The sequence below is a fragment of the Methylobacterium sp. P3_A11 genome (assembly GCF_056403155.1).
On record NZ_JBFUGA010000015.1, the window covers coordinates 48,924 to 67,944 of the forward strand.

Sequence of the window (19,021 nt, forward strand, 5' to 3'; positions counted from 1 at the left end):
GTCCTCTGCTAATGCGACGCTCATTCGGGGCGGAGAAGCACGTGCCGCTTCTTGCCGAAGGACAGCTTGATGACGCCCTCCGGAGTGACGTCATCAGGGCCAAGCGTCGCCTTCTCGTCGGCGACCGGCACGTCGTTCACGCGCAGACCTCCGCTCTTGATCTGCCGCCGCGCCTCGCTGGTCGAGGGCACGAGCTTGGCCACATCCGGCCCGAAGGCCGTGAGCACGCCGAGCCCAGCCTCCAAGGTCGCCGCGGACACCGTGACGCTCGGGAGGTCGGCGGCCAGCGTGCCCTCCACGAAGGTCTTGCGCGCGGTCTCGGCGGCGGCCTCCGCGGCCTCGCGGCCATGCATCAGCGCCGTGGCTTCCGTGGCCAGCACCGTCTTGGCCGCGTTGATCTCGGAACCGGCGAGGGCCGCCAGACGCGCGATCTCCGCCATGGGAAGCAGGGTGAACAGCTTCAGGAAGCGGGCGACGTCCGCATCCTCGGTGTTCCGCCAGAACTGCCAGTAATCGTACGGCTTCAGCATCTCCGGATTGAGCCAGACCGCGCCGGCCGCGGTCTTGCCCATCTTGGCGCCCGACGACGTGGTCAGCAGCGGGCAGGTGAGAGCGTAAAGCTGCGGCGCGCCCATGCGGCGTCCGAGGTCGATGCCGTTGACGATGTTCCCCCACTGGTCCGACCCGCCCATCTGCATGACGCAGCCGTAGCGGCGGTTCAGCTCCACGAAGTCATAGGACTGGAGGATCATGTAGTTGAATTCCAGGAACGAGAGTTCCTGGTCGCGCTCCAGGCGTAGGCGCACGCTGTCCATCGACAGCATGCGGTTCACCGAGAAATGCCGGCCGACATCGCGCAGCATCTCGATGTAGTTGAGCTTGGTCAGCCACTCGGCATTGTCGACCATCACGGCATCGCCGGCCGCTTCGCCGAAGCGGAGGAACCGGTCGAAGGTCTTGCGGATCTCGGCCTTGTTGGCGTCGATCTGCTCGACGGTGAGGATCTTTCGCGTTTCGTCGCGGCCGGACGGGTCGCCGACCCGGGTGGTGCCGCCGCCCATCAGGGCGATGGGCTTAGCCCCGGTGGCCTGCAGCCAGTGCAGCATCATGATCGACAGGAGGTGCCCGACATGCAGCGACGGCGCCGTGCAGTCGTAGCCGACGTAGGTCGTCAGACGCCCTTCCAGCGCCGCGGCATCGATTCCGGCGAGGTCCGAGGTCTGGTGGATATAGCCGCGCTCGGTCAGGATCCGCAGGAAGTCGGATTTCGGCGCGAAGCTCTCGGCGGTCATGGATGCCATCTCGGGTCGCGCGCTGGCGCGACAGGCCGAGGCCCCGCATGCTAGCTCGCGCTGGGTTCAGGATACGGCGCGCTCTTAGCAGGGCGTTGGCCGAAAGGCACGGGGCAGGGCGGCATGGCGATGATGCGCGCGATCGGACTGATGAGCGGCACCTCGCTGGACGGCGTCGACATCGCGCTGATCGAGACCGATGGCGAGCGGGTCCACGTGGTCAAGGGCCACAACAACTTCCTGGAGCCGCTGGGTCCCACCGGCTACCGCGGCTATTCGGACGACGAGAAGGCGCTGCTGCGCGCGGCCACCAAGGACGCCGAATCCGTCACGCATCCCGGCGACAGGCCGGGGCGTCTGCCGGAGTCCGAGGTCTTCGTTACGCTCGCCCATGCCGAGGCCGTGGAGCGTTTCCTGGATGAGCACGGCCTCGTTGCATCCGAAATCGACGTCATCGGCTTCCACGGACAGACCGTGATCCATCGGCCGGACCAGCGGATCTCGATCCAGATCGGCGACGGGCAGGCGCTGGCGAGCCGGCTCGGCATCCCGGTCGTCTCGGACCTGCGCCGCGCCGATATCGAAGCGGGTGGGCAGGGGGCGCCGCTGGTGCCGGTCTTCCACAAGGCGCTGGCCGAAGCGTCGGGCTTCGACGGACCCTTCGGCATCCTGAATATCGGCGGCGTGGCCAACGCGACCCTGATCGACTCGAAGGGCGGCGTCATCGCCTTCGACACCGGTCCCGGCAACGCCCTGATCGATGAGTGGATGCAGGAGCGCGAGGGCAAGAACCTCGACGACGGCGGTCGGACCGCGGCCCGGGGCCGGCCGGACGAGCAGCTGCTCGCTTGGCTGCTGACCCATCCGTTCTTTTTCCGCCGGCCGCCGAAATCGCTCGACCGGAACTGGTTCTCCCACAAGCTCGCCGGCCAGCTCTCCACGGAGGACGGCGCCGCGACGTTGACGGCCTTCACGGCGCGCGCCGTGGCCCGCGCCCTCGACCACGCCCCCGAGATTCCGACCCGCTGGATCGTTGCTGGCGGCGGCGCCCGCAACGGCGAGCTGGTACGTCTGCTGAACTACCACCTGCGCGCCGAGATCACGACCGCGGACGCCATCGGCTGGTCCTCCGCCTACCTGGAGGCGCAGGCCTTCGCGTATCTCGCCGTGCGCTCGCTCAAGGGCCTGCCGATCACCTTGCCGTCGACGACGGGTGTGCGCGAAGCGATCACCGGCGGGGTCCTGGCGCGGCCGTGAGCCTCGGCTACGCCTTGCGGCGAATCGTCGAGGAATATCCGCTCGCCCGCCTCGATCCGCCGGCCGGACACCCGCTGGCCGCCGTGATCCGCAAAGGCGCGCCGGAGGAGCTGCGCGCCGCCCTGGCACCGATCGACGGGCCGTTCCTGGTGAAGGGCAGCCCGGGGCGTGGGAGCCACTGGGCTGCCGTGCCGTGGCTCGCGATGTTCGATCCCGCGATCACCACCAGCGCCACCCGGGGCTACTATCTCGTCTACCTGTTCGCGGCGCACCGGGAGATGGTGCACCTGTCGCTGGCGCAGGGCACCGTTGCTGCGATCCGGGAGCACGGTACGGCGGCGGGCGCCCATCTGCAGGTCAGCGGCGCCCGCCTCCGCGCCCGGCTGGCCGATTTCGCCGAGAGGCTCCCGAACGCATCGATCACCCTAGGGAGCGCGGGCGAGCTGCCGGAGGGTTACGAGGCCGCTCATATCCTCGGCCTGACCTACGATCTCGACGGTCTCGGCGATGAGCGCCGACTGCACCGGGATCTCGCCACGGCTGTCGCAGCGTATCGCGCGCTGAAGGCGCGGGGCGGCCTCGACCTCGCTCCTTCTTAGCGCACGCCCACAGGGACGCAGGCCGCTGCGTTGCGTCCGTCCGGCCGTCGGTGTTTGTGCCCCCGGCGCTCCCGCGCTAAGGCAGCCGCGCCATGTCGCACAACACCTTCGGCCATCTGTTCCGCGTCACGACCTTCGGCGAGAGCCACGGAGTCGCGCTCGGCTGCGTCGTCGACGGCTGTCCCCCCGGCCTGCCGCTCGAAGCCGAGGAGATCCAGGCCGAGCTCGACCGTCGGAAGCCGGGCCAGTCGCGGTTCACGACGCAGCGCCGCGAGCCCGATCAGGTGAAGATCCTGTCGGGCGTGTTCTCCGATGACCGGACGGAGGGCCGCCAGCTCACCACCGGCACGCCGATCGCGCTGGTGATCGAGAACACCGATCAGCGCTCCAAGGACTATTCCGAGATCCGCGACAGCTACCGGCCGGGCCACGCCGACTACACCTACGACGCCAAGTACGGCCTCCGCGATTATCGCGGCGGCGGCCGCTCCTCCGCGCGCGAGACGGCGGCGCGGGTCGCGGCCGGCGCCGTGGCGCGCAAGGTCGTGCCGGGCGTCACCATACGGGCCGCCCTCGTCCAGATGGGGCCGCACGCCATCGACCGGTCGCGCTGGGACTGGGCTGAGGTCGGCAACAACCCGTTCTTCTGCCCCGACGCGGAGACGGCAGCCTTCTACGAGACCTATCTCGACGCGATCCGGAAGGACGGCTCGTCGGTGGGCGCCGTCATCGAGGTGGTGGCCGAGGGCGTGCCCCCGGGCCTGGGCGCGCCGGTCTACGGCAAGCTCGACGCCGATCTCGCCGCCGCGATGATGTCGATCAACGCCGTGAAGGGCGTCGAGATCGGCGACGGCTTCGCGGCTGCGGCCCTACGGGGAGAGGACAATGCCGATGAGATGCGCGCGGGCAACGGCGGCCGTCCGCGCTTTCTCGCCAACCACGCGGGCGGGATCCTTGGCGGCATCTCCAACGGAGAGCCGGTGGTGGTGCGCTTCGCCGTGAAGCCGACCTCCTCGATCCTGACGCCCCGCCGCTCGGTCACCCGCGACGGCACGGATGTCGACCTCGTCACCAAGGGCCGTCATGACCCCTGCGTCGGCATCCGCGCCGTACCGGTGGCGGAGGCCATGATGGCCTGCGTGCTCGCCGATCACTATCTGCGCCATCGAGGGCAGGTCGGGCAGCAGCCCTGACCCCGGTCCTCGCCCCAACGACCCGAGAATGCCCGTGCCCCACTGCACCGTCACCGAGGCCATCGCGGCCTTCGCCCGCGGCGAGATCGTGGTCGTCACCGACGACGACGACCGAGAGAACGAGGGCGACCTCGTCGTCGCCGCCTCCCTCTGCACGCCGGAGAAGATGGCSTTCATCATCCGCAACACCTSSGGCATCGTCTGCGCGCCGATCACCCAGAGCGAGGCGCGGCGCCTGCACCTCGCCCCGATGGTCGCCTCGAACGACGCGCCGCTCGGCACGGCCTTCACCGTCACGGTGGACGTGAAGCACGGCCTGACGACCGGCATCTCCGCGGAGCAGCGCTGCAACACGGTGCGGGCGCTGGCCAACGGCAACATGGGGGCGGGCGATTTCGTGCGGCCCGGCCACGTCTTCCCGCTGATCGCCCGAGACGGCGGCGTGCTGATGCGCTCGGGCCATACCGAGGCCGCGGTCGACCTGTGCAAGCTCGCTGAGCTGCCGCCGGTCGGCGTGATCTGCGAACTCGCCAACGACGACGGCACCGTAATGAAGGGGCCGCAGATCGAGGCCTTCGCCGAGACGCATGGTCTCAAGCAGGTCTCTGTGGCCGACCTCATCGCCTACCGGCAGGCGCGCGACCGGCTGGTGGAGCGGGTCGGCCATTTCACGGTCCGCTCGAACCACGGGGACGTGAACGCCTACGTGTTCTCGACGCCCTTCGAGTCGATCCAGCAATTCGCCTTCGTGATGGGCGAGATCGGCGACGGCCGGGACGTTCTGGTGCGCCTGCACCGTTCCAACGTCGCCGCCGACGTGATCGGCGGCGGCCGGCAGATCGATGCCGTCCTGAAGCGCTTCGCGGCCGTCGGGCGCGGCGTGCTTGTCTATCTCCGAGACGGTACCGCGGGCGTGCCGGTGAAGAGCGTCACCGAGGAGGGCACGGAAGCCCTGCGGGCGCGGCAATGGCGCGAGATCGGGCTCGGCGCCCAGATCCTGCGCGATCTCGGGGTGGTCTCGATCCGCAACCTCGCGACCTCGTCGCGGTCCTATGTCGGCCTCTCGGGGTTCGGCATCGAACTCCTGGGCGACGAGCCCCTGGAGGGCTGAGGCGTCCGGTCAGGCCCGGCGCAGGACGGTCCAGACCGCCGCGCCGGCCATGATGGCCGCCGCACTCCGGTTCAGCCGTGCCCGGAAGCCGGGCCGGCGCAGGGAATCCCGTGCCCGCGACGCGAGGGCCGCGTAGGGGGTCATCACGATCAGCAGGGTCGCGGCCGTGACGGCGACCAGGGTGACGAAATCGGCGCCCGTCACGCTGCGCAGATCGACCAGCGTGGGCAGGATCGCGAGGTAGAAGACGATCGTCTTGGGGTTGCCCAGGGTGATGGTCAGCCCGGCGACGAAGCTCGAAAGCGGCCGGTCGCGGGCCTCCGCCCCGACCTGCCCCGCGCTATCGGCCGCCCGCCAGAGCCGGTACGCCAGATAGGCGAGATAGAGGCCGGCGCCATAGCGGACGAGGACGAACACCGTCCCGAGCGCCTCCGCGATCAGGGTCAGCCCGAAGGTTGCGGCGGCCAGATAGGCCAGATCGCCGAGGATCAGCCCCCCGAGAACGCCATCGCGGCGCCGAATCCTGAGCCCAGGGCACGGGCGACGAGCGCGACGACGCCGGGTCCGGGCACGGCGGCGGCGACGCCGAGGGCCAGCGCATAGGTCAGGAAGCCCGCAATCGTCACCGGCCGACGTCCCGACGGGCGGCGCGGGCGGCTGGGACGCGCTCTCGGGCGGATGGCATCGGTCGATTCGCATGCGGCATGGCGGCGTCCCCTCCCGGCGGCCGATCATGGCGTTTCGGCGGGCGGCTGTAACGGCGCAGCCGTCAGCGTCCCATCAGCGCGTCGACATGGGCGGCCACCGACTTTCCGAGGCCTTCGAGACTGTAGCCGCCCTCGAGGATCGAGACGATCCGCCCCCCCGCGCAACGCTCGGCCACGTCCATCAGCCGGCGCGTCGCCCAGCCGAAATCCTCCGCCTCCAGACGGAGATTGGCCAGGGGATCGAGGCGGTGCGCATCGAAGCCCGCCGAGATCACGATCACATCCGGCCGGAAGGCTTCCAGCCGTGACAGGATGCCGGTCTCGAACGCTTCCCGGAACACTTCGCCATCGTCGTTGGGCCGGAGTGGCACATTGACGATCGTATCCTTGTCGCCGCGCTCGGAGGCCGCGCCGGTTCCCGGGTAGAGCGGCATCTGGTGCGTGGAACAGTAGAGCACCGAACCGTCGTCCCAGAAGATGTCCTGGCTGCCGTTGCCGTGGTGCACGTCCCAGTCCACCAAGGCCACCCGCTCGGCGCCGTGCTTCTTCTGGGCATGGCGGGCCGCGATGGCGGCGTGGTTGAACAGGCAGAATCCCATCGCCCGGGTCCGCTCGGCATGGTGGCCCGGCGGGCGCATGGCCACGAAGGCGGTGCGGCACTCGCCGCCGACGACGGCGTCGACGGCGTGCATCCCGCCACCCACGGCCCGCAGCGTCGCCTCCAGGCTTCCCGCCGACAGGATCGTGTCGGAATCGATGCCGACCATGCCGTGCTCTGGCACCGCCGCCACCAGGGCGTCCACGTACTCGCGCGGATGGGCGAGCGTGACGGCCTCGATCTCGGCCCTGGGCGCCGAGGCCCGCACGAGACCGGCGAAGCGCTCATCCTCCAGGGCCCGCTCCACCGCGCGCATCCGGGCCGGCCGCTCCGGATGTCCCTCCGGGACCTCGTGATCGAAGCTGGCGGGATGGCTCACGTAGAGGGTGGTCACGAGGGTCGCTCCCGGATGCTCGCCTGTCGCGCACCTGCAACAGGAGCCGGCAATGTGCCACGAGCCCAACGCGCGGACTACGGCGGGGTGCCGTTGGCCCTTTATGGTCGAGCGATTCGTCCGCGGGACAGCTCCGCACCATCACGCGTCGTGCGGTCCGTCCAATGCCGCGAAGATCGTCGGGGCAGGAACATGCGCATCCTATCGGTCATCGGCTCAGCCCTGCTGCTGGCAGGCTGTACCTTCAAGGGCGTGCCCGACCCGACTCTGTCTGCGCGCGACGCGGAATACATGGCCCTCGTCCCGGAGGCGGAGTTCGATCCCCACTTCGCCCGCTACGAGATCGCCGACCCGACCCGGGAGCCGCCCGGCACGATCGTGGTCGAGACCAAGGAGCGGCAGCTCTACCTCGTCCTGCCGAACGGCCGGGCGATGCGCTACGGCGTCTCGGTGGGCGACGAGGCCTATGGCTGGACCGGCGCAGCCCGGATCGACCGAAAGGCCGAGTGGCCAGCCTGGAACCCGCCGGCCGAGATGATCAGGCGCTGGCCTCACGTCCACGCCATGCAGGGTGGACCGATGAACCCCCTCGGCGCCCGCGCCCTGTACCTGTCGGACCACGGCAAGGACACGCTTTACCGGATCCACGGCACCAACGAGCCCGAGAAGATCGGGCAGGCGGTCTCCTCCGGGTGCATCCGGATGCGCAACATCGACGTGGTGGACCTATACAACCGGGTCCCCGTCGGGGCCTCGGTCATCGTCCGGTAACGCAACCGGTCAACGTCCCAATAAGCCTGCTTAATCGGGAGGTGTTTACCTGAACTTCCGTTCAGATCTCGCCATTAACCTCTGGAAGGGAAGCGGTCCCGTAAGTTGAAGACACACAGGGACTAGCGCCGACCGCAGCAAAGGTCGGGGAGGCAGGCGATCATGACCAGCATTACCGTTCAACAGTTCTGCAACCATGCGGTTTCGGCCGGCACCATCAGCGACGAGGACCTGCTGGTCCTGAAGCGCGAGGTTCTCCCGGACGGCCTCATGAGCCGCGAGGACGCCGACCTGCTGATCGCCCTCGAGCGGGCCGTGATCGGTTCCGACGCGTTCGCCGACTTCCTGGTGGCCTCGGTCGTCGACTTCGCCGTGTGGGGGTCGCGCCCGACCGGCTACATCGACCGCGACGTCGCGGCCTGGCTCGCAGCCTCGCTCAGCGGCCGCGACGGCCCGAGCGCGGTGGGCGCTCGGATCGCCATGGAAGTCGTCCGCGAGGCCGAGAGCAGCGCCGAATCGCTGGTCGCCTTCGCCCTGGAAGCCAACCGTCGCGTCCGTGACACGGTTCAGGCCCCGCACATGACCTTTGCCCTGGCGGCGTGAGCCTCAGACCAAGGCGCAGCTTCCGTCCGCGGCGCAACTGATCTATCGGGACAATCAAGCCGGTGCGCAATCCGGCGATCTCGAAAGCAGTGCGCCAGCGATGTTCGAAAAGATCCTGATTGCCAACCGGGGCGAGATCGCCTGCCGGGTGATCAAGACGGCCCGTCGAATGGGCATCAAGACCGTAGCGGTCTACTCGGATGCCGATCGCGACGCCGTGCACGTCGCCATGGCAGACGAGGCGGTCCATATCGGACCCGCTGCCGCATCCGAATCGTACCTCGTGATCGAGAAGATCGTCGAGGCCTGCAAGAAGACCGGCGCCCAGGCCGTCCATCCCGGCTACGGCTTCCTCTCCGAGCGCGAGGCGTTCCCGAAGGCGCTCGAGGCCGCCGGCATCGTCTTCATCGGCCCCAACCCGGGGGCCATCGCCGCCATGGGCGACAAGATCGAGTCGAAGAAGGCGGCGGCCGCCGCCGAGGTCTCGACCGTTCCGGGCTTCCTCGGGGTGATCGAATCGCCCGAGCACGCCAAGACGATCGCCGACGAGATCGGCTACCCGGTGATGATCAAGGCCTCCGCGGGCGGCGGCGGCAAGGGCATGCGCATCGCCCACTCGGGCGCCGAGGTGGCGGAGGGCTTCGCCCGCGCCAAGTCCGAGGCGGCCTCCTCGTTCGGCGACGACCGCGTCTTCATCGAGAAGTTCATCACCGACCCGCGCCACATCGAGATCCAGCTGATCGGCGACAAGCACGGCAACGTGGTCTACCTCGGCGAGCGCGAGTGCTCGATCCAGCGCCGGAACCAGAAGGTGATCGAGGAGGCACCGTCGCCGCTCCTCGACAAGAAGACCCGCCGCAAGATGGGCGAGCAGGCCGTCGCCCTCGCCAAGGCGGTGAACTACGACTCGGCCGGGACGGTCGAGTTCGTCGCCGGGCAGGACAAGTCCTTCTACTTCCTGGAGATGAACACGCGTCTCCAGGTCGAGCATCCGGTCACCGAGATGATCACCGGCCTCGACCTCGTCGAGCTGATGATCCGGGTCGCGGCCGGCGAGAAGCTGCCGATCACCCAGGACGACGTGAAGCTGAACGGCTGGGCGGTGGAGAGCCGCGTCTACGCCGAGGATCCGACCCGCAACTTCCTTCCCTCGATCGGCCGGCTCACGACCTACCGCCCGCCGGAAGAGGGCCGTCAGGGCGCCGCGATCGTGCGCAACGACACCGGCGTCGAGGAGGGCGGCGAGATCGCCATCCACTACGATCCGATGATCGCCAAGCTCGTCACCTGGGCGCCGACCCGGGCCGAGGCGATCGCCGCCCAGGGCGAAGCCCTCGACGCCTTCGCGATCGACGGCATCCGCCACAACATTCCGTTCCTCTCCGCTCTGATGGCCCATCCGCGCTGGCAGGAAGGTCGGCTGTCCACAGGCTTCATCGCCGAGGAATTCCCCGAGGGATTTACGGCGCCTGAGCCGGCCGGTCCGGTGGCCATCCGCATGATGGCCGCGGCGGCGGCGATCGACCACAAGCTCAACCAGCGGAAGCGGGGCATTTCCGGTCAGATGCGCGCGCCGGGGCTGTTCGCCTTCGAGCGCGAGCGCGTCGTCATCCTCGCGGGCCAGTCATACCCCGTGACCGTGGAGCCGGAAGGCGAGGACCTTCTGGTCACCCAGGAGAATGGGACGGCGCTCACGGTGGCCAGCGCGTGGCGGCCGGGCGAGCCGGTCTGGATCGGCACGATCGGTTCGGAGCGCGTGGCGATCCAGGTGCGCGCCCTGCTCAACGGCGCATTCCTGCAGCATGCCGGCGCGGCCGCGGAGGCCCGCGTCTACACCCGCCGCGAGGCAGAACTCGCCGCTCTGATGCCGGTGAAGGAACAGGCCGGCTCCGGCAAGCAGGTCCTCTGCCCGATGCCCGGCCTCGTGAAGCAGATCCTCGTCACCGAGGGTCAGGAAGTGAAGAACGGCGAGCCGATCGCGGTCGTCGAGGCGATGAAGATGGAAAACATGCTTCGTGCCGAGCGCGACGCCACGGTGGCGAAGATCCACGCCAAGGAAGGCGACAGCCTCGCCGTCGACGCGGTGATCCTGGAATTCGCCTGAAGCGCGTCGACGACCCGCCGCATGTCTGTCGTTCAAACCGAACAGACAAAATTGCTCGCCACCGCGCTGAATAACATCGCGGTGGCGCTCGTCGTGATCGGGGTTGTGACGCCGATCACGGCCATAAGCTTCGAGATCCCGAACGCGCCGCCGCTCAAGCCCGGTACGGCGCTGTTCGCCATCATCTAGCTATCTGCCGGCATCGGTTTACATGCATTGGCGAGACGCGCGCTTCGGAGTCTGATGCCATGAGCTCAGGCCAGATTTTCGTGACTTTCGTCATCCCGGCGGTCGTCCTGGCCGTCGCCTACACGGCTGTGATTCTCAACGAGCGCGCCGTGCGCCGGCTGGACCATCCACCGGGCGAGTGAGCAGGTGCGCTCGGCTTCCTCACCTCAGGTAAGATGCCCCTTTATTTCGCCTACGGCGCCAACATGGATGCCGCCGCGATGGCGCTGCGCTGCCCGGATTCGCGGCTGATCGGCGGCGGACATCTGCCGAACCACCGCTTCATCATCATGCGCGAGGGCTATGCCTCCGTGGTGCGCGATCCCCGGCGAAACGTTTGGGGGGTGCTGTGGGAACTCGCCTCCGACGACATCCCGGCACTCGATCGCTACGAAGGCGTCGCCGGGGGGCTCTATACGAAGGCCGCCATTGCGATCCGCACGACGGATGGCGTCAAGCGCGCCCTGATCTATCGCGGATGCTCGACGGCACCCGGCCGGCCGCGGCCGGGATACCTCGAGGCTGTCGTGGCGGCGGCGTTCGCCGCGCAGCTTCCGGCAGCCTATCTCCGGGAACTCAGCACTTGGACCCGGGGCTGCCCCTCCTGAGCAGCGCGCAACTGGTACGCGACATGCTTGCCCACGATCGAGCTGGAGGGTGACGGATAGCCTCGCGTCGCACCAGCCATCCGTGATTGCGCAGCGCGCCCGTCGGCCAACGACGATCGGCGTGCGCCTGCGAGGGAGAGTTCTGCATGTCGTATTTGGCGCCCGCCGATTTCGTGAAGAAGGCCGTCGATGCCGGTGAGGCGAAGGTCTTCATGGCCACCAAGGACACCTTCATCCGTGCCTACATGGCCGGAGCGATCCTGGCCCTCGCCGCCGCCTTCGCGGTGACCATCAACCAGACCACGGGCCAGCCTCTGGTCGCGGCGCTGCTGTTCCCGGTCGGCTTCTCGATGCTGTACCTGCTCGGCTACGACCTGTTCACCGGCGTCTGCGTGCTGACACCCCTTGCCCTCATCGACAAGCGCCCCGGCGTCACCGTGGCCGGCGTCGCCCGCAACTGGGTGCTGGTCTTCTTCGGCAACTTCGCGGGCGCCCTGACCACCGCGGTGATGATGTCGATCGTCTTCACCTTCGGCTTCGCCACCGAGCCGAACGCCGTCGGCAAGCTGATCGCCGGCATCGGCGAGGCCCGCACCCTCGGCTACGAGAAGTACGGCGCGTCCGGGATGTTGACGCTCTTCGTCCGGGCCATGCTGTGCAACTGGATGGTGTCGACGGGCGTCATCGGCGCGATGCTGTCGACCTCGGTGCCCGGCAAGGTGATCGCCATGTGGATGCCGATCACGGTGTTCTTCTTCATGACCTTCGAGCACTCGGTGGTGAACATGTTCCTGTTCCCGTCGGCGATCCTCATGGGCGGCCATCTGACGGTCATGGACTATCTGCTCTGGAACGAGATCCCGACGTTGATCGGTAACATCGTGGGCGGCATCGCCTTCACGGGCCTGATGCTCTACTCCACGCATGTCCGCACCGGCGCGACGCGGAGCCAAGCAATGAACGCGGATCTCCGCCGCCCGATCGCGGCCGAGTAGGACCATCCGGACCCGCGCCGACAGGCGCGGGCCTCTGCAGCGAGACGACGTCGCCATGAGCGAGACCAGGACGATCTCCGTCATCGTCACAGGGCGGGTCCAGGGCGTCTCCTACCGGGCGTGGACGCAGTCGGAAGCTCGCGCGCGGGGCCTGTCGGGCTCCGTGCGCAACCGCGACGACGGTTCGGTGGAAGCGGTCTTCAGCGGCGCACCGGCCGCGGTGGCCGAAATGGAGGCGCTGTGCCGGTCGGGTCCACCCGGCGCACGCGTCTCCGATCTGCGCGTGCGAGTCGGCGGCGACCTGCCCGCCGATGGCGGCTTCAGGATCCTGCACGGCTGAGGACGACCGCCGTCGCCCTCGTGTGGGTTCAGCGCGGGCGCTCGGGCTGGTATGCGGGTCGCCCCATCGCGAATCCGCCATCCGGAGATCATGACAGAACTGTCCGCCGGCAGCGCCGCCTTCTCGCCCCTCGATCTCGGGGCGCTGCTGTACTTCATCGTCGCCTGGATCGCCTACGGTCTCTCGGTCGGACGGCTCCGTGGCCGAATGGTCTCCCTCAGCCAGATCATGAACGGCCACCGGGCCAATTGGGCGCGCCAAGTCATCGGCCGCGACAACCGGGTCGTCGACACGCAGATCAACGCCTCCTTGCAGAACGGCACGGCCTTCTTCGCATCGACCTCGTTGATCGCCCTGGGCTCGGTCCTCACCCTGTCCCGCTCCGGGGATGACGTCCTGAACCTGTTCGCCACGCTGCCTTTCGGCACGGTGGCAAACCGCCTGACCTGGGAATTGAAGGTCGCCGGGCTCGCGGTAGTTTTCGTGTACGCCTTCTTCAAGTTCGCCTGGGCCTATCGATTGTTCAATTACACGGCGATCCTCCTCGGCGCCGTGCCATCGAAAGGGTCCGGTGCGAGCGACACCGAGATGCTTCGGGCGGTGCGTCGTCTTGCCACGATGAACGTCAGCGCCGGGCGTCACTTCGCGCGCGGCCAGCGGGCCTTCTTCTTCGCGCTCGCCTATCTCGGCTGGTTCATCAGTCCCTACGTCCTGTTCGCCTCGACGACCGCCGTCGTGATCATCATGTGGCGCCGCCAATTCGCCTCGGAGATCCGCAAAGCGCTCTTGGAGGCGGGGGAGGGTCCCCACGAAGGGCCGCTCGAGGTCCCCGTCCTGTCGGCCGCCGAGGAAGCACGCACATGACCGACGCGAAGCCGGACGATCTCGCCATCGAGGCGACGATGCTGCGCCTCGTCGCCGAACGCGGTGCCGACAAGACCATCTGCCCGTCGGAGGTCGCCCGCGCGCTGGGCGGCCCCCATCCGGACGGCTGGGGTCCCCTGATGCAGCCGGTCCGCCGGACCGCCGTCCGGCTCGCCCATGCGGGCCGAATCGCGATCCTGCGCAAGGGAAAGCCGGTGGATCCGGACGACTTCCGCGGCATCTACCGGCTCTCGCTGCCGGGCTCAGGGGCGGGACCGGGCAGCCAGTCCGAAGTGTAGCCGGACAGCCGGTAGACGGCGAGGCCGATCCATTCCTTCACGGCCAAATCGAACTGCAGCAGCCCCTCCGACGCGAAACCGTGGACCCGGGTCACGTCGCTCCAGCCGCGGGTCTTGTAGTCTAACGGGAAGGCGTCCACCGTAAATCCGGCCTGCCGGAAGCAGCCGACCGCCCGGGGCATGTGCCCGGCCGAGGTCACCAGCAGCCAGCGTTCGCCGGGCTTCGGCTGCACCAGGGATGCCGAGAAGGCAGCATTCTCGTGGGTATTCCGCGAGCGGTTCTCAAGGACGAGGCGCGTCCGCGGCACGCCGATCACGTCGGCCTGCCGGCTGACGATATCGGCCTCCGCGATCCCGCCCCCGATGAAGCCGCTTCCGCCGGAGAAGACGAGGCGTGCCGCCGGGAAGCGGCGGGCGAGATCGGCGAGGTAGATCGGCCGCTCGCCGGCATCGTTGACAACGACCTGGTCGCGCGCTTCAGAGAGTCCCGCCTCGATTCCGCCGCCGAGCACGATGATTCCGACCGGTGCCGGGCCGTCGGCCGGGTAGGGGGGAAACCGTTGCTCGAGGGGGAGCAGAACCATGTCCGACAGCGGCCCCAGCCCGGCGGCACCGAGCAGGGCCACGCCCAGGAGCGCGATCCCCAGGCCGGTCCGCCGCCGCCGCGTCGACGCCACGGCGATCCCGAACAGGATCGCGAAGATGCAGAGGTTCGACGGGGTGATCAGGAAATAGATCACCTTCGAGGCCTGAAAGAACACGGTGTTCAGACCGGCTTCGTTTCGGCCTCGAAGCGCGCCAGGGCGGCGGCGTCCGGCGGCAGCAGGCTCGCGAGACTCGCGCCGCGCTCGATCTCGCGCTGAATCCAGAGATCGAGACGCTGCTGTTCCACGGCTTCGAGGGCCACCCGCTCGGCGAGGGCCGCCGGCACCGCGACCAGTCCGGTGGAATCGCCGACGAGGATGTCGCCGGGATGGATCGCCGCGCCGCCGCAGGCGACACGTTCCTGCGTACCGACCAGGGCCAGGGTGCCGCTGGCCGCCGCCGGCCGGCACCAGGCCGGGACGCCGATCTCGTCGGGGAGGGCCGCGTCGGTGATGAGACCCGCGGCGCCGCGCTGGGCGAGGCGCGCCGCGAGGATGGCGCCGAACGGCAGGGGGAGGGCAGAGCCCGCGGCATCGATCACCACGACCGCCCCCTCGGGAACGGCGTCGATGGCGGCGGCGAGGTCGCCCGCAGCGTCGTCCCGGGCCGGGATCATCCGCAACGTGTAGACCGGCCCGATCACGGTCTGGCTGCCGCGCGGCGAGAGGCCATGCGGGCTGAAGGCCTTTACTCCGGCCCGCGACAGCGCCCGGGCGAGGCTCGCCGGTGTCACGGCGGAGAGTGCGTCGCGCAGGGTCGGGTCGATCGCCATCAGGGGCTCCGTGGAAGGCCGTCACCGGTCCGGGCGGCGCGAAAGAGCAAGTGGATCGCGCCGGCATGCCGGCAAGGCGTCGGCAATCCCACGACGTCCGTCAGGCGATGGGTTCGCCGAGGGCGCGGGTCGCGCCCGGCCGGGCGGCGAGGCGATCGTACCAGCGGCGCAGCGCCGGGCGCTCGACCCGCTCCGCCGGCAGGTTCAGCCAGCGATGCGCCGCGCAGCCGAGGGCGATGTCGGCGATGCCGAAGCCCGAACCGGCCACGTAGTCCCTGTCCGCGAGATGGCGGTCGAGGATCGCCGCCATGGCCTCGCTTTTCTTCAGGGAGGCGGCGATCAGGGCGCGGTCGGGATCGGCCGAGCGGTAGAGCTGCCAGAATGCATCGCGCATGGCGGGGGTGAAGCTGGTGGCCTGCCAGTCGACCCATTGCTCCACCTGGGCACGCGCACGGGGATCCGTGGGAAGGGCCAGGGCCGGGCTGGTCGCCGCGATGTAGCGAAGGATCGCGTTCGATTCCCAGACGACGAAACCCTCCTCCTCGAGAGTGGGCACGAGGCCGTTCGGGTTCATCGCGCGGTAGCCGGCATCGTCGACGACCCCGTGGCTTCCGCCGGCCTCGACCCGCTCGTACGGCAGTCCCGCCTCGTCGAGCGCCCACACCGCTTTCTGCACGTTCACCGAGGTGAGGCGGCCCCAAAGCCTGCGCATGGTCCCAGTTCCTCCGTCACGCTTTCGGCGGGTAGGCATGGTCCCGACCGTTCGGGTCAGTCACCCGCAGCCCGTCCGCAGTGTTGCGCAGATAACCGGGTCCAACCGGCACCTTGCCGTGCCCGCCGGGAATGTCGAGCACGAAGGTCGGCTGTGCGAGCCCCGAGAGTCGACCGCGCAGGTCGCGCATCAGATCCCGCCCCTCGTGCAGGCCGGTGCGCAGATGCGAGGTGCCGGGCGCCAGATCCCCGTGATGAAGGTAGTAGGGCTTGATCCGGTTCTCCACGAAGGTCCGCATCAGCGCCTCGAGAGTTGCGGAATCGTCGTTGACGCCGCGCAGCAGCACCGACTGGCTGACCATGGGGATCCCGGCCTCGACCAGACGGGCGCAGGCCGCGCGGGCGGCCGGCGTGAATTCCCGCGGATGGTTGGCGTGGAGGGCGACGAACACCGCACGGCCGAAGCGTCCGAGCGCCCGGATCATCGCCTCGGAGACGAGATCGGGCTTCACCACCGGCACGCGGGTGTGGAGCCTCATGACCCGCACGTGCGCGACGGACGCGAGGCGGTCGGCGATGTCGCCGAGCCGGCGCGGCGAGAGAGCGAACGGGTCGCCGCCCGTGAGCACCACCTCCCAGATGCGCGGATCCTGCGCGATGTAGGCGAGGGCGGTGTCTAATTCCGCGTCGGTGAGGGTTCCGAGCCCGTCCGGGCCGACCATCTCCCGGCGAAAGCAGAAGCGGCAGTAGACCGGGCAGACATGCAACGGCTTCAGAAGCACGCGATCGGGGTAGCGATGCACGATGCCGGTGACCGGGGCGTGTGCGGTATCGCCGATCGGGTCGACACGCTCTTCCGGCGCCGCGGTGCATTCCTCCGCCCGGGGGACGAACTGGCGGGCGATCGGATCGTCGGGATCGTCGGGATCGATCAGCTCGGCCATGTCGGGCGTCACCGAGACCGCGTAGCGCGCGAGCACGGCGCTCACGCCATCGGCCTCCTCGCCCGAGACGAGGCCGGCCGCCATGAGGTCGTCGACGCTGCGCAGCACCCGGTTCATGGCCGCGTCTCCGCGACGGGCGTCCAGATCACGTCCTCGATCCGTCCCGCACCGCAGGCCAGCATCGCCAAACGATCGAAGCCGAGGGCGATCCCGGACGCCTCCGGCATGAGGGCGAGGGCCGCGAGGAAGTCCTCGTCGATCGGGTAGCGCTCGCCATAGACGCGGACCTTCTCCGTCATCTCGGCCTCGAACCGGCGGCGCTGCTCGTGCGGGTCGGTCAGCTCGCCGAAGGCATTGGCGAGTTCGACACCGCAGGCATAGAGTTCGAAGCGCTCGGCCACCCGCGGATCGTGCGGCGCCGGCCGGGCGAGGGCGGCCTCGCTGACGGGATACTCGCAGAGGATTGTCGTGCGCCCGAGACCGAGATGCGGCTCGATCCGCGCCACGAGGACGCGGGAGAACAGGTCGGCCCAGGTATCGTCCTCTGCGACCCGCAAGCCTGCGGCGGCGACGGCGGCGGCCAAGCCGTCCCGGTCGGTTTCGCCGGTCCGCGAAACGCCGGCCAAGAGGTCGATCCCGGCGAACCGGTCGAAGGCCTCGGCCAGGGTCAGGCGTTCCGGGTCGGCGAACGGATCCGTCTCCCGATCCCGGTGGACGAAGCGGCGGATGCCGGCCGTCTCGGCCGCGCACCGCAGCAGTTCGGTACAATCCGCCATCAATGCCGTGTAGGACGCCCCGGCCCGATACCATTCGAGCATCGTGAATTCGGGGTGATGCAGCGGTCCGCGCTCGCGGTTGCGGAACACGCGGGCGACGCTGACGAGCCGCGTCTCCCCAGCTGCAAGCAGCTTCTTGCACGCGAATTCCGGCGAGGTGTGCAGGTAGAGGGGCGTACGCGCGCCGCTGGCTCCCACGGCTTCCGTCGCGAAAGCCGACAGATGGGCCTCGTTACCCGGTGACACTTGGAGGCAGGCCGCCTCCGCCTCGACGAAGTCGCGTGCGGCAAACCACGCGCGGAACGCCGCGAGGATGCGATTGCGCAGGAGCAGGGCCGGGCGCCGGTCGGCATGGCGATCCGGGGACCACCACGGCGAGACGGGGCCTGTCACGGCCGGACCGGCCCCGGGCGGCGTCGCGTTTTCGAGCACTCTCATCCTCGGCCCTGTCCGGCCCTCGACCCCGGAGGGGCTCCCCGGCCGGCCCTGTCCGCCATCGACGGCCCGCGTTCGCCCGCTGGCAACCGCGACGCAGATGCGATAGTGGCGGGGTCCGATATGCAGCGCCCGCGCTTGGCGCGTGCCAGCCCCCATGTCAATGCAGGACGCAATTCCGTGAAGGTGATCGCCTCAACGCTCCGTAAGGGCAACGTCGTCGAGAAGGACGGTAAGCTTTACGTGATCCTGTTCGCCGAGAACATCCATCCCGGCAAGGGCACCCCGGTGACCCAGCTCGACATGCGCCGGATCACGGACGGCGTGAAGGTGTCCGAGCGCTATCGGACGACCGAGCAGGTCGAGCGCGCCTTCGTGGAAGATCGGGAGCACACGTTCCTGTACAGCGACGGGGAGGGGTTCCACTTCATGAACCCCGAGAACTACGAGCAGATCGCCGTGCCGGCGGACGTGGTCGGCGATGCCGCCCCGTATCTCCAAGAGGGCATGGCGGTGATGCTGTCGGTCTACAACGCCGTGCCGCTGACGATCGAGTTGCCGCAGCGCGTGACCCTCGAAGTCGCCGAGACCGAGCCGGTCCTGAAGGGCCAGACCGCCTCGTCGTCCTACAAGCCCGCGACCCTCTCGAACGGGGTGCGGACGACCGTGCCGCCCCACATCGCCGCCGGCACCCGCGTCGTCGTGATGACGGCCGACGGGGCGTATGTCGAGCGCGCCAAGGACTGAGCCAAGCCTGGCCGGTGCCCGGCCCCGG

Annotated in this window: 22 protein-coding genes and 1 pseudogene; 15 read left to right on the forward strand and 8 right to left on the reverse strand. The window is 69.1% G+C overall.

The genetic code is table 11. The annotated features are described in order from the left end of the window. Positions 1-20 precede the first annotated feature (20 nt). Positions 21-1,292: a tyrosine--tRNA ligase gene (gene tyrS, locus AC1DXK_RS07250; RefSeq protein ID WP_457103802.1), complete on the reverse strand. Its 1,272-nt coding sequence runs from the start codon at positions 1,290-1,292 to the stop codon at positions 21-23. Positions 1,293-1,415: 123 nt separating this feature from the next. Between tyrS and AC1DXK_RS07255 the strand changes: the two genes are divergently transcribed. The 4 genes from AC1DXK_RS07255 to ribB all read left to right on the forward strand — a co-directional run bounded on the left by AC1DXK_RS07255 (position 1,416) and on the right by ribB (position 5,452). After that, positions 1,416-2,549 carry an anhydro-N-acetylmuramic acid kinase gene (locus AC1DXK_RS07255; protein ID WP_457103803.1) on the forward strand — a complete coding sequence of 378 codons (1,134 nt, stop codon included), beginning with the start codon at positions 1,416-1,418 and terminating at the stop codon, positions 2,547-2,549. Next, positions 2,546-3,148 (forward strand): DUF3578 domain-containing protein, encoded by a 603-nt coding sequence (locus tag AC1DXK_RS07260; RefSeq protein ID WP_457103804.1) that lies wholly within the window; start codon positions 2,546-2,548, stop codon positions 3,146-3,148. The genes AC1DXK_RS07255 and AC1DXK_RS07260 overlap by 4 nt, the downstream gene beginning before the upstream one ends. A 92-nt stretch (positions 3,149-3,240) precedes the next feature. Continuing rightward, positions 3,241-4,341 carry a chorismate synthase gene (aroC, locus tag AC1DXK_RS07265; protein WP_457103805.1) on the forward strand — a complete coding sequence of 367 codons (1,101 nt, stop codon included), beginning with the start codon at positions 3,241-3,243 and terminating at the stop codon, positions 4,339-4,341. Between the two features lie 34 nt (positions 4,342-4,375). Next, the gene (gene ribB / locus AC1DXK_RS07270; protein ID WP_477297318.1) at positions 4,376-5,452 is read left to right on the forward strand and encodes a 3,4-dihydroxy-2-butanone-4-phosphate synthase; all 1,077 of its coding nucleotides are present in this window, start codon (positions 4,376-4,378) and stop codon (positions 5,450-5,452) included. Positions 5,453-5,461: 9 nt separating this feature from the next. On the opposite strand, the pseudogene AC1DXK_RS07275 reads toward ribB, so the two are convergent. Together AC1DXK_RS07275 and AC1DXK_RS07280 are read right to left on the reverse strand one after the other, a co-directional pair. After that, positions 5,462-6,078 (reverse strand): annotated as a pseudogene (locus AC1DXK_RS07275) (LysE family translocator). Between the two features lie 143 nt (positions 6,079-6,221). Beyond that, positions 6,222-7,151 (reverse strand): histone deacetylase family protein, encoded by a 930-nt coding sequence (locus tag AC1DXK_RS07280; RefSeq protein WP_457103806.1) that lies wholly within the window; start codon positions 7,149-7,151, stop codon positions 6,222-6,224. 192 nt (positions 7,152-7,343) lie between these two features. Here AC1DXK_RS07280 and AC1DXK_RS07285 point away from each other — a divergent pair, with 192 nt between their 5' ends. The 10 genes from AC1DXK_RS07285 to AC1DXK_RS07330 all read left to right on the forward strand — a co-directional run bounded on the left by AC1DXK_RS07285 (position 7,344) and on the right by AC1DXK_RS07330 (position 13,963). Next, the gene (locus tag AC1DXK_RS07285) at positions 7,344-7,922 is read left to right on the forward strand and encodes a L,D-transpeptidase (protein ID WP_457103807.1); all 579 of its coding nucleotides are present in this window, start codon (positions 7,344-7,346) and stop codon (positions 7,920-7,922) included. Positions 7,923-8,084: 162 nt separating this feature from the next. Then, positions 8,085-8,525, forward strand: coding sequence for a hypothetical protein (locus tag AC1DXK_RS07290; protein ID WP_457103808.1), 441 nt, complete (start codon positions 8,085-8,087; stop codon positions 8,523-8,525). A gap of 100 nt (positions 8,526-8,625) precedes the next feature. Beyond that, positions 8,626-10,629 carry an acetyl-CoA carboxylase biotin carboxylase subunit gene (locus tag AC1DXK_RS07295; protein WP_457103809.1) on the forward strand — a complete coding sequence of 668 codons (2,004 nt, stop codon included), beginning with the start codon at positions 8,626-8,628 and terminating at the stop codon, positions 10,627-10,629. Positions 10,630-10,650: 21 nt separating this feature from the next. Continuing rightward, positions 10,651-10,818, forward strand: coding sequence for a hypothetical protein (locus tag AC1DXK_RS07300; RefSeq protein ID WP_457103810.1), 168 nt, complete (start codon positions 10,651-10,653; stop codon positions 10,816-10,818). A gap of 59 nt (positions 10,819-10,877) precedes the next feature. Then, positions 10,878-11,000: a hypothetical protein gene (locus AC1DXK_RS07305; RefSeq protein WP_457103811.1), complete on the forward strand. Its 123-nt coding sequence runs from the start codon at positions 10,878-10,880 to the stop codon at positions 10,998-11,000. Between the two features lie 33 nt (positions 11,001-11,033). Next, positions 11,034-11,465 carry a gamma-glutamylcyclotransferase family protein gene (locus tag AC1DXK_RS07310; RefSeq protein WP_457103812.1) on the forward strand — a complete coding sequence of 144 codons (432 nt, stop codon included), beginning with the start codon at positions 11,034-11,036 and terminating at the stop codon, positions 11,463-11,465. A gap of 146 nt (positions 11,466-11,611) precedes the next feature. Then, the gene (locus tag AC1DXK_RS07315; protein ID WP_457103813.1) at positions 11,612-12,460 is read left to right on the forward strand and encodes a formate/nitrite transporter family protein; all 849 of its coding nucleotides are present in this window, start codon (positions 11,612-11,614) and stop codon (positions 12,458-12,460) included. A gap of 55 nt (positions 12,461-12,515) precedes the next feature. Continuing rightward, entirely contained in the window at positions 12,516-12,800 is a 285-nt protein-coding gene (locus AC1DXK_RS07320) for an acylphosphatase (protein WP_457103814.1), read from the forward strand. Positions 12,801-12,890: 90 nt separating this feature from the next. Further along, positions 12,891-13,664, forward strand: coding sequence for a DUF599 domain-containing protein (locus AC1DXK_RS07325; protein ID WP_457103815.1), 774 nt, complete (start codon positions 12,891-12,893; stop codon positions 13,662-13,664). Then, entirely contained in the window at positions 13,661-13,963 is a 303-nt protein-coding gene (locus AC1DXK_RS07330; RefSeq protein ID WP_457103816.1) for a DUF3253 domain-containing protein, read from the forward strand. Before AC1DXK_RS07325 ends, AC1DXK_RS07330 begins: the two co-directional genes overlap by 4 nt. Here AC1DXK_RS07330 and AC1DXK_RS07335 read toward each other — a convergent pair. The 5 genes from AC1DXK_RS07335 to epmA all read right to left on the reverse strand — a co-directional run bounded on the left by AC1DXK_RS07335 (position 13,906) and on the right by epmA (position 18,249). Next, the gene (locus AC1DXK_RS07335) at positions 13,906-14,724 is read right to left on the reverse strand and encodes a YdcF family protein (protein ID WP_457103817.1); all 819 of its coding nucleotides are present in this window, start codon (positions 14,722-14,724) and stop codon (positions 13,906-13,908) included. The two genes, AC1DXK_RS07330 and AC1DXK_RS07335, sit on opposite strands and share 58 nt — an antisense overlap. Positions 14,725-14,729: 5 nt before the next feature. Next, complete coding sequence (locus AC1DXK_RS07340; RefSeq protein WP_457103818.1) at positions 14,730-15,380, reverse strand: RraA family protein; 651 nt, start codon at positions 15,378-15,380, stop codon at positions 14,730-14,732. 100 nt (positions 15,381-15,480) lie between these two features. Continuing rightward, on the reverse strand, positions 15,481-16,092 hold the full coding sequence (locus AC1DXK_RS07345) for a glutathione S-transferase family protein (RefSeq protein WP_457103819.1): 612 nt from the start codon (positions 16,090-16,092) through the stop codon (positions 15,481-15,483). Between the two features lie 16 nt (positions 16,093-16,108). Beyond that, a complete protein-coding gene (locus tag AC1DXK_RS07350; RefSeq protein WP_457103820.1) occupies positions 16,109-17,152 on the reverse strand; it encodes a lysine-2,3-aminomutase-like protein in 1,044 nt (347 codons plus the stop codon). After that, positions 17,149-18,249 (reverse strand): EF-P lysine aminoacylase EpmA, encoded by a 1,101-nt coding sequence (epmA, locus tag AC1DXK_RS07355; protein WP_457103821.1) that lies wholly within the window; start codon positions 18,247-18,249, stop codon positions 17,149-17,151. Before epmA ends, AC1DXK_RS07350 begins: the two co-directional genes overlap by 4 nt. A gap of 120 nt (positions 18,250-18,369) precedes the next feature. Here epmA and efp point away from each other — a divergent pair, with 120 nt between their 5' ends. After that, complete coding sequence (efp, locus tag AC1DXK_RS07360; protein WP_457104059.1) at positions 18,370-18,993, forward strand: elongation factor P; 624 nt, start codon at positions 18,370-18,372, stop codon at positions 18,991-18,993. Positions 18,994-19,021: the final 28 nt, after the last annotated feature.

Excerpts from the sequence above, each read along its gene's own strand:
- tyrS (WP_457103802.1), bottom strand. The coding sequence starts at position 1,292 with ATGACCGCCGAGAGCTTCGCGCCGAAATCCGACTTCCTGCGGATCCTG.
- AC1DXK_RS07255 (WP_457103803.1), top strand. The coding sequence starts at position 1,416 with ATGGCGATGATGCGCGCGATCGGACTGATGAGCGGCACCTCGCTGGAC.
- aroC (WP_457103805.1), top strand. The coding sequence starts at position 3,241 with ATGTCGCACAACACCTTCGGCCATCTGTTCCGCGTCACGACCTTCGGC.
- AC1DXK_RS07285 (WP_457103807.1), top strand. The coding sequence starts at position 7,344 with ATGCGCATCCTATCGGTCATCGGCTCAGCCCTGCTGCTGGCAGGCTGT.
- AC1DXK_RS07290 (WP_457103808.1), top strand. The coding sequence starts at position 8,085 with ATGACCAGCATTACCGTTCAACAGTTCTGCAACCATGCGGTTTCGGCC.
- AC1DXK_RS07295 (WP_457103809.1), top strand. The coding sequence starts at position 8,626 with ATGTTCGAAAAGATCCTGATTGCCAACCGGGGCGAGATCGCCTGCCGG.
- AC1DXK_RS07300 (WP_457103810.1), top strand. The coding sequence starts at position 10,651 with ATGTCTGTCGTTCAAACCGAACAGACAAAATTGCTCGCCACCGCGCTG.
- AC1DXK_RS07305 (WP_457103811.1), top strand. The coding sequence starts at position 10,878 with ATGAGCTCAGGCCAGATTTTCGTGACTTTCGTCATCCCGGCGGTCGTC.
- AC1DXK_RS07310 (WP_457103812.1), top strand. The coding sequence starts at position 11,034 with ATGCCCCTTTATTTCGCCTACGGCGCCAACATGGATGCCGCCGCGATG.
- AC1DXK_RS07315 (WP_457103813.1), top strand. The coding sequence starts at position 11,612 with ATGTCGTATTTGGCGCCCGCCGATTTCGTGAAGAAGGCCGTCGATGCC.
- AC1DXK_RS07320 (WP_457103814.1), top strand. The coding sequence starts at position 12,516 with ATGAGCGAGACCAGGACGATCTCCGTCATCGTCACAGGGCGGGTCCAG.
- AC1DXK_RS07325 (WP_457103815.1), top strand. The coding sequence starts at position 12,891 with ATGACAGAACTGTCCGCCGGCAGCGCCGCCTTCTCGCCCCTCGATCTC.
- AC1DXK_RS07330 (WP_457103816.1), top strand. The coding sequence starts at position 13,661 with ATGACCGACGCGAAGCCGGACGATCTCGCCATCGAGGCGACGATGCTG.
- AC1DXK_RS07340 (WP_457103818.1), bottom strand. The coding sequence starts at position 15,380 with ATGGCGATCGACCCGACCCTGCGCGACGCACTCTCCGCCGTGACACCG.
- AC1DXK_RS07345 (WP_457103819.1), bottom strand. The coding sequence starts at position 16,092 with ATGCGCAGGCTTTGGGGCCGCCTCACCTCGGTGAACGTGCAGAAAGCG.
- AC1DXK_RS07350 (WP_457103820.1), bottom strand. The coding sequence starts at position 17,152 with ATGAACCGGGTGCTGCGCAGCGTCGACGACCTCATGGCGGCCGGCCTC.
- epmA (WP_457103821.1), bottom strand. The coding sequence starts at position 18,249 with ATGAGAGTGCTCGAAAACGCGACGCCGCCCGGGGCCGGTCCGGCCGTG.
- efp (WP_457104059.1), top strand. The coding sequence starts at position 18,370 with ATGCAGCGCCCGCGCTTGGCGCGTGCCAGCCCCCATGTCAATGCAGGA.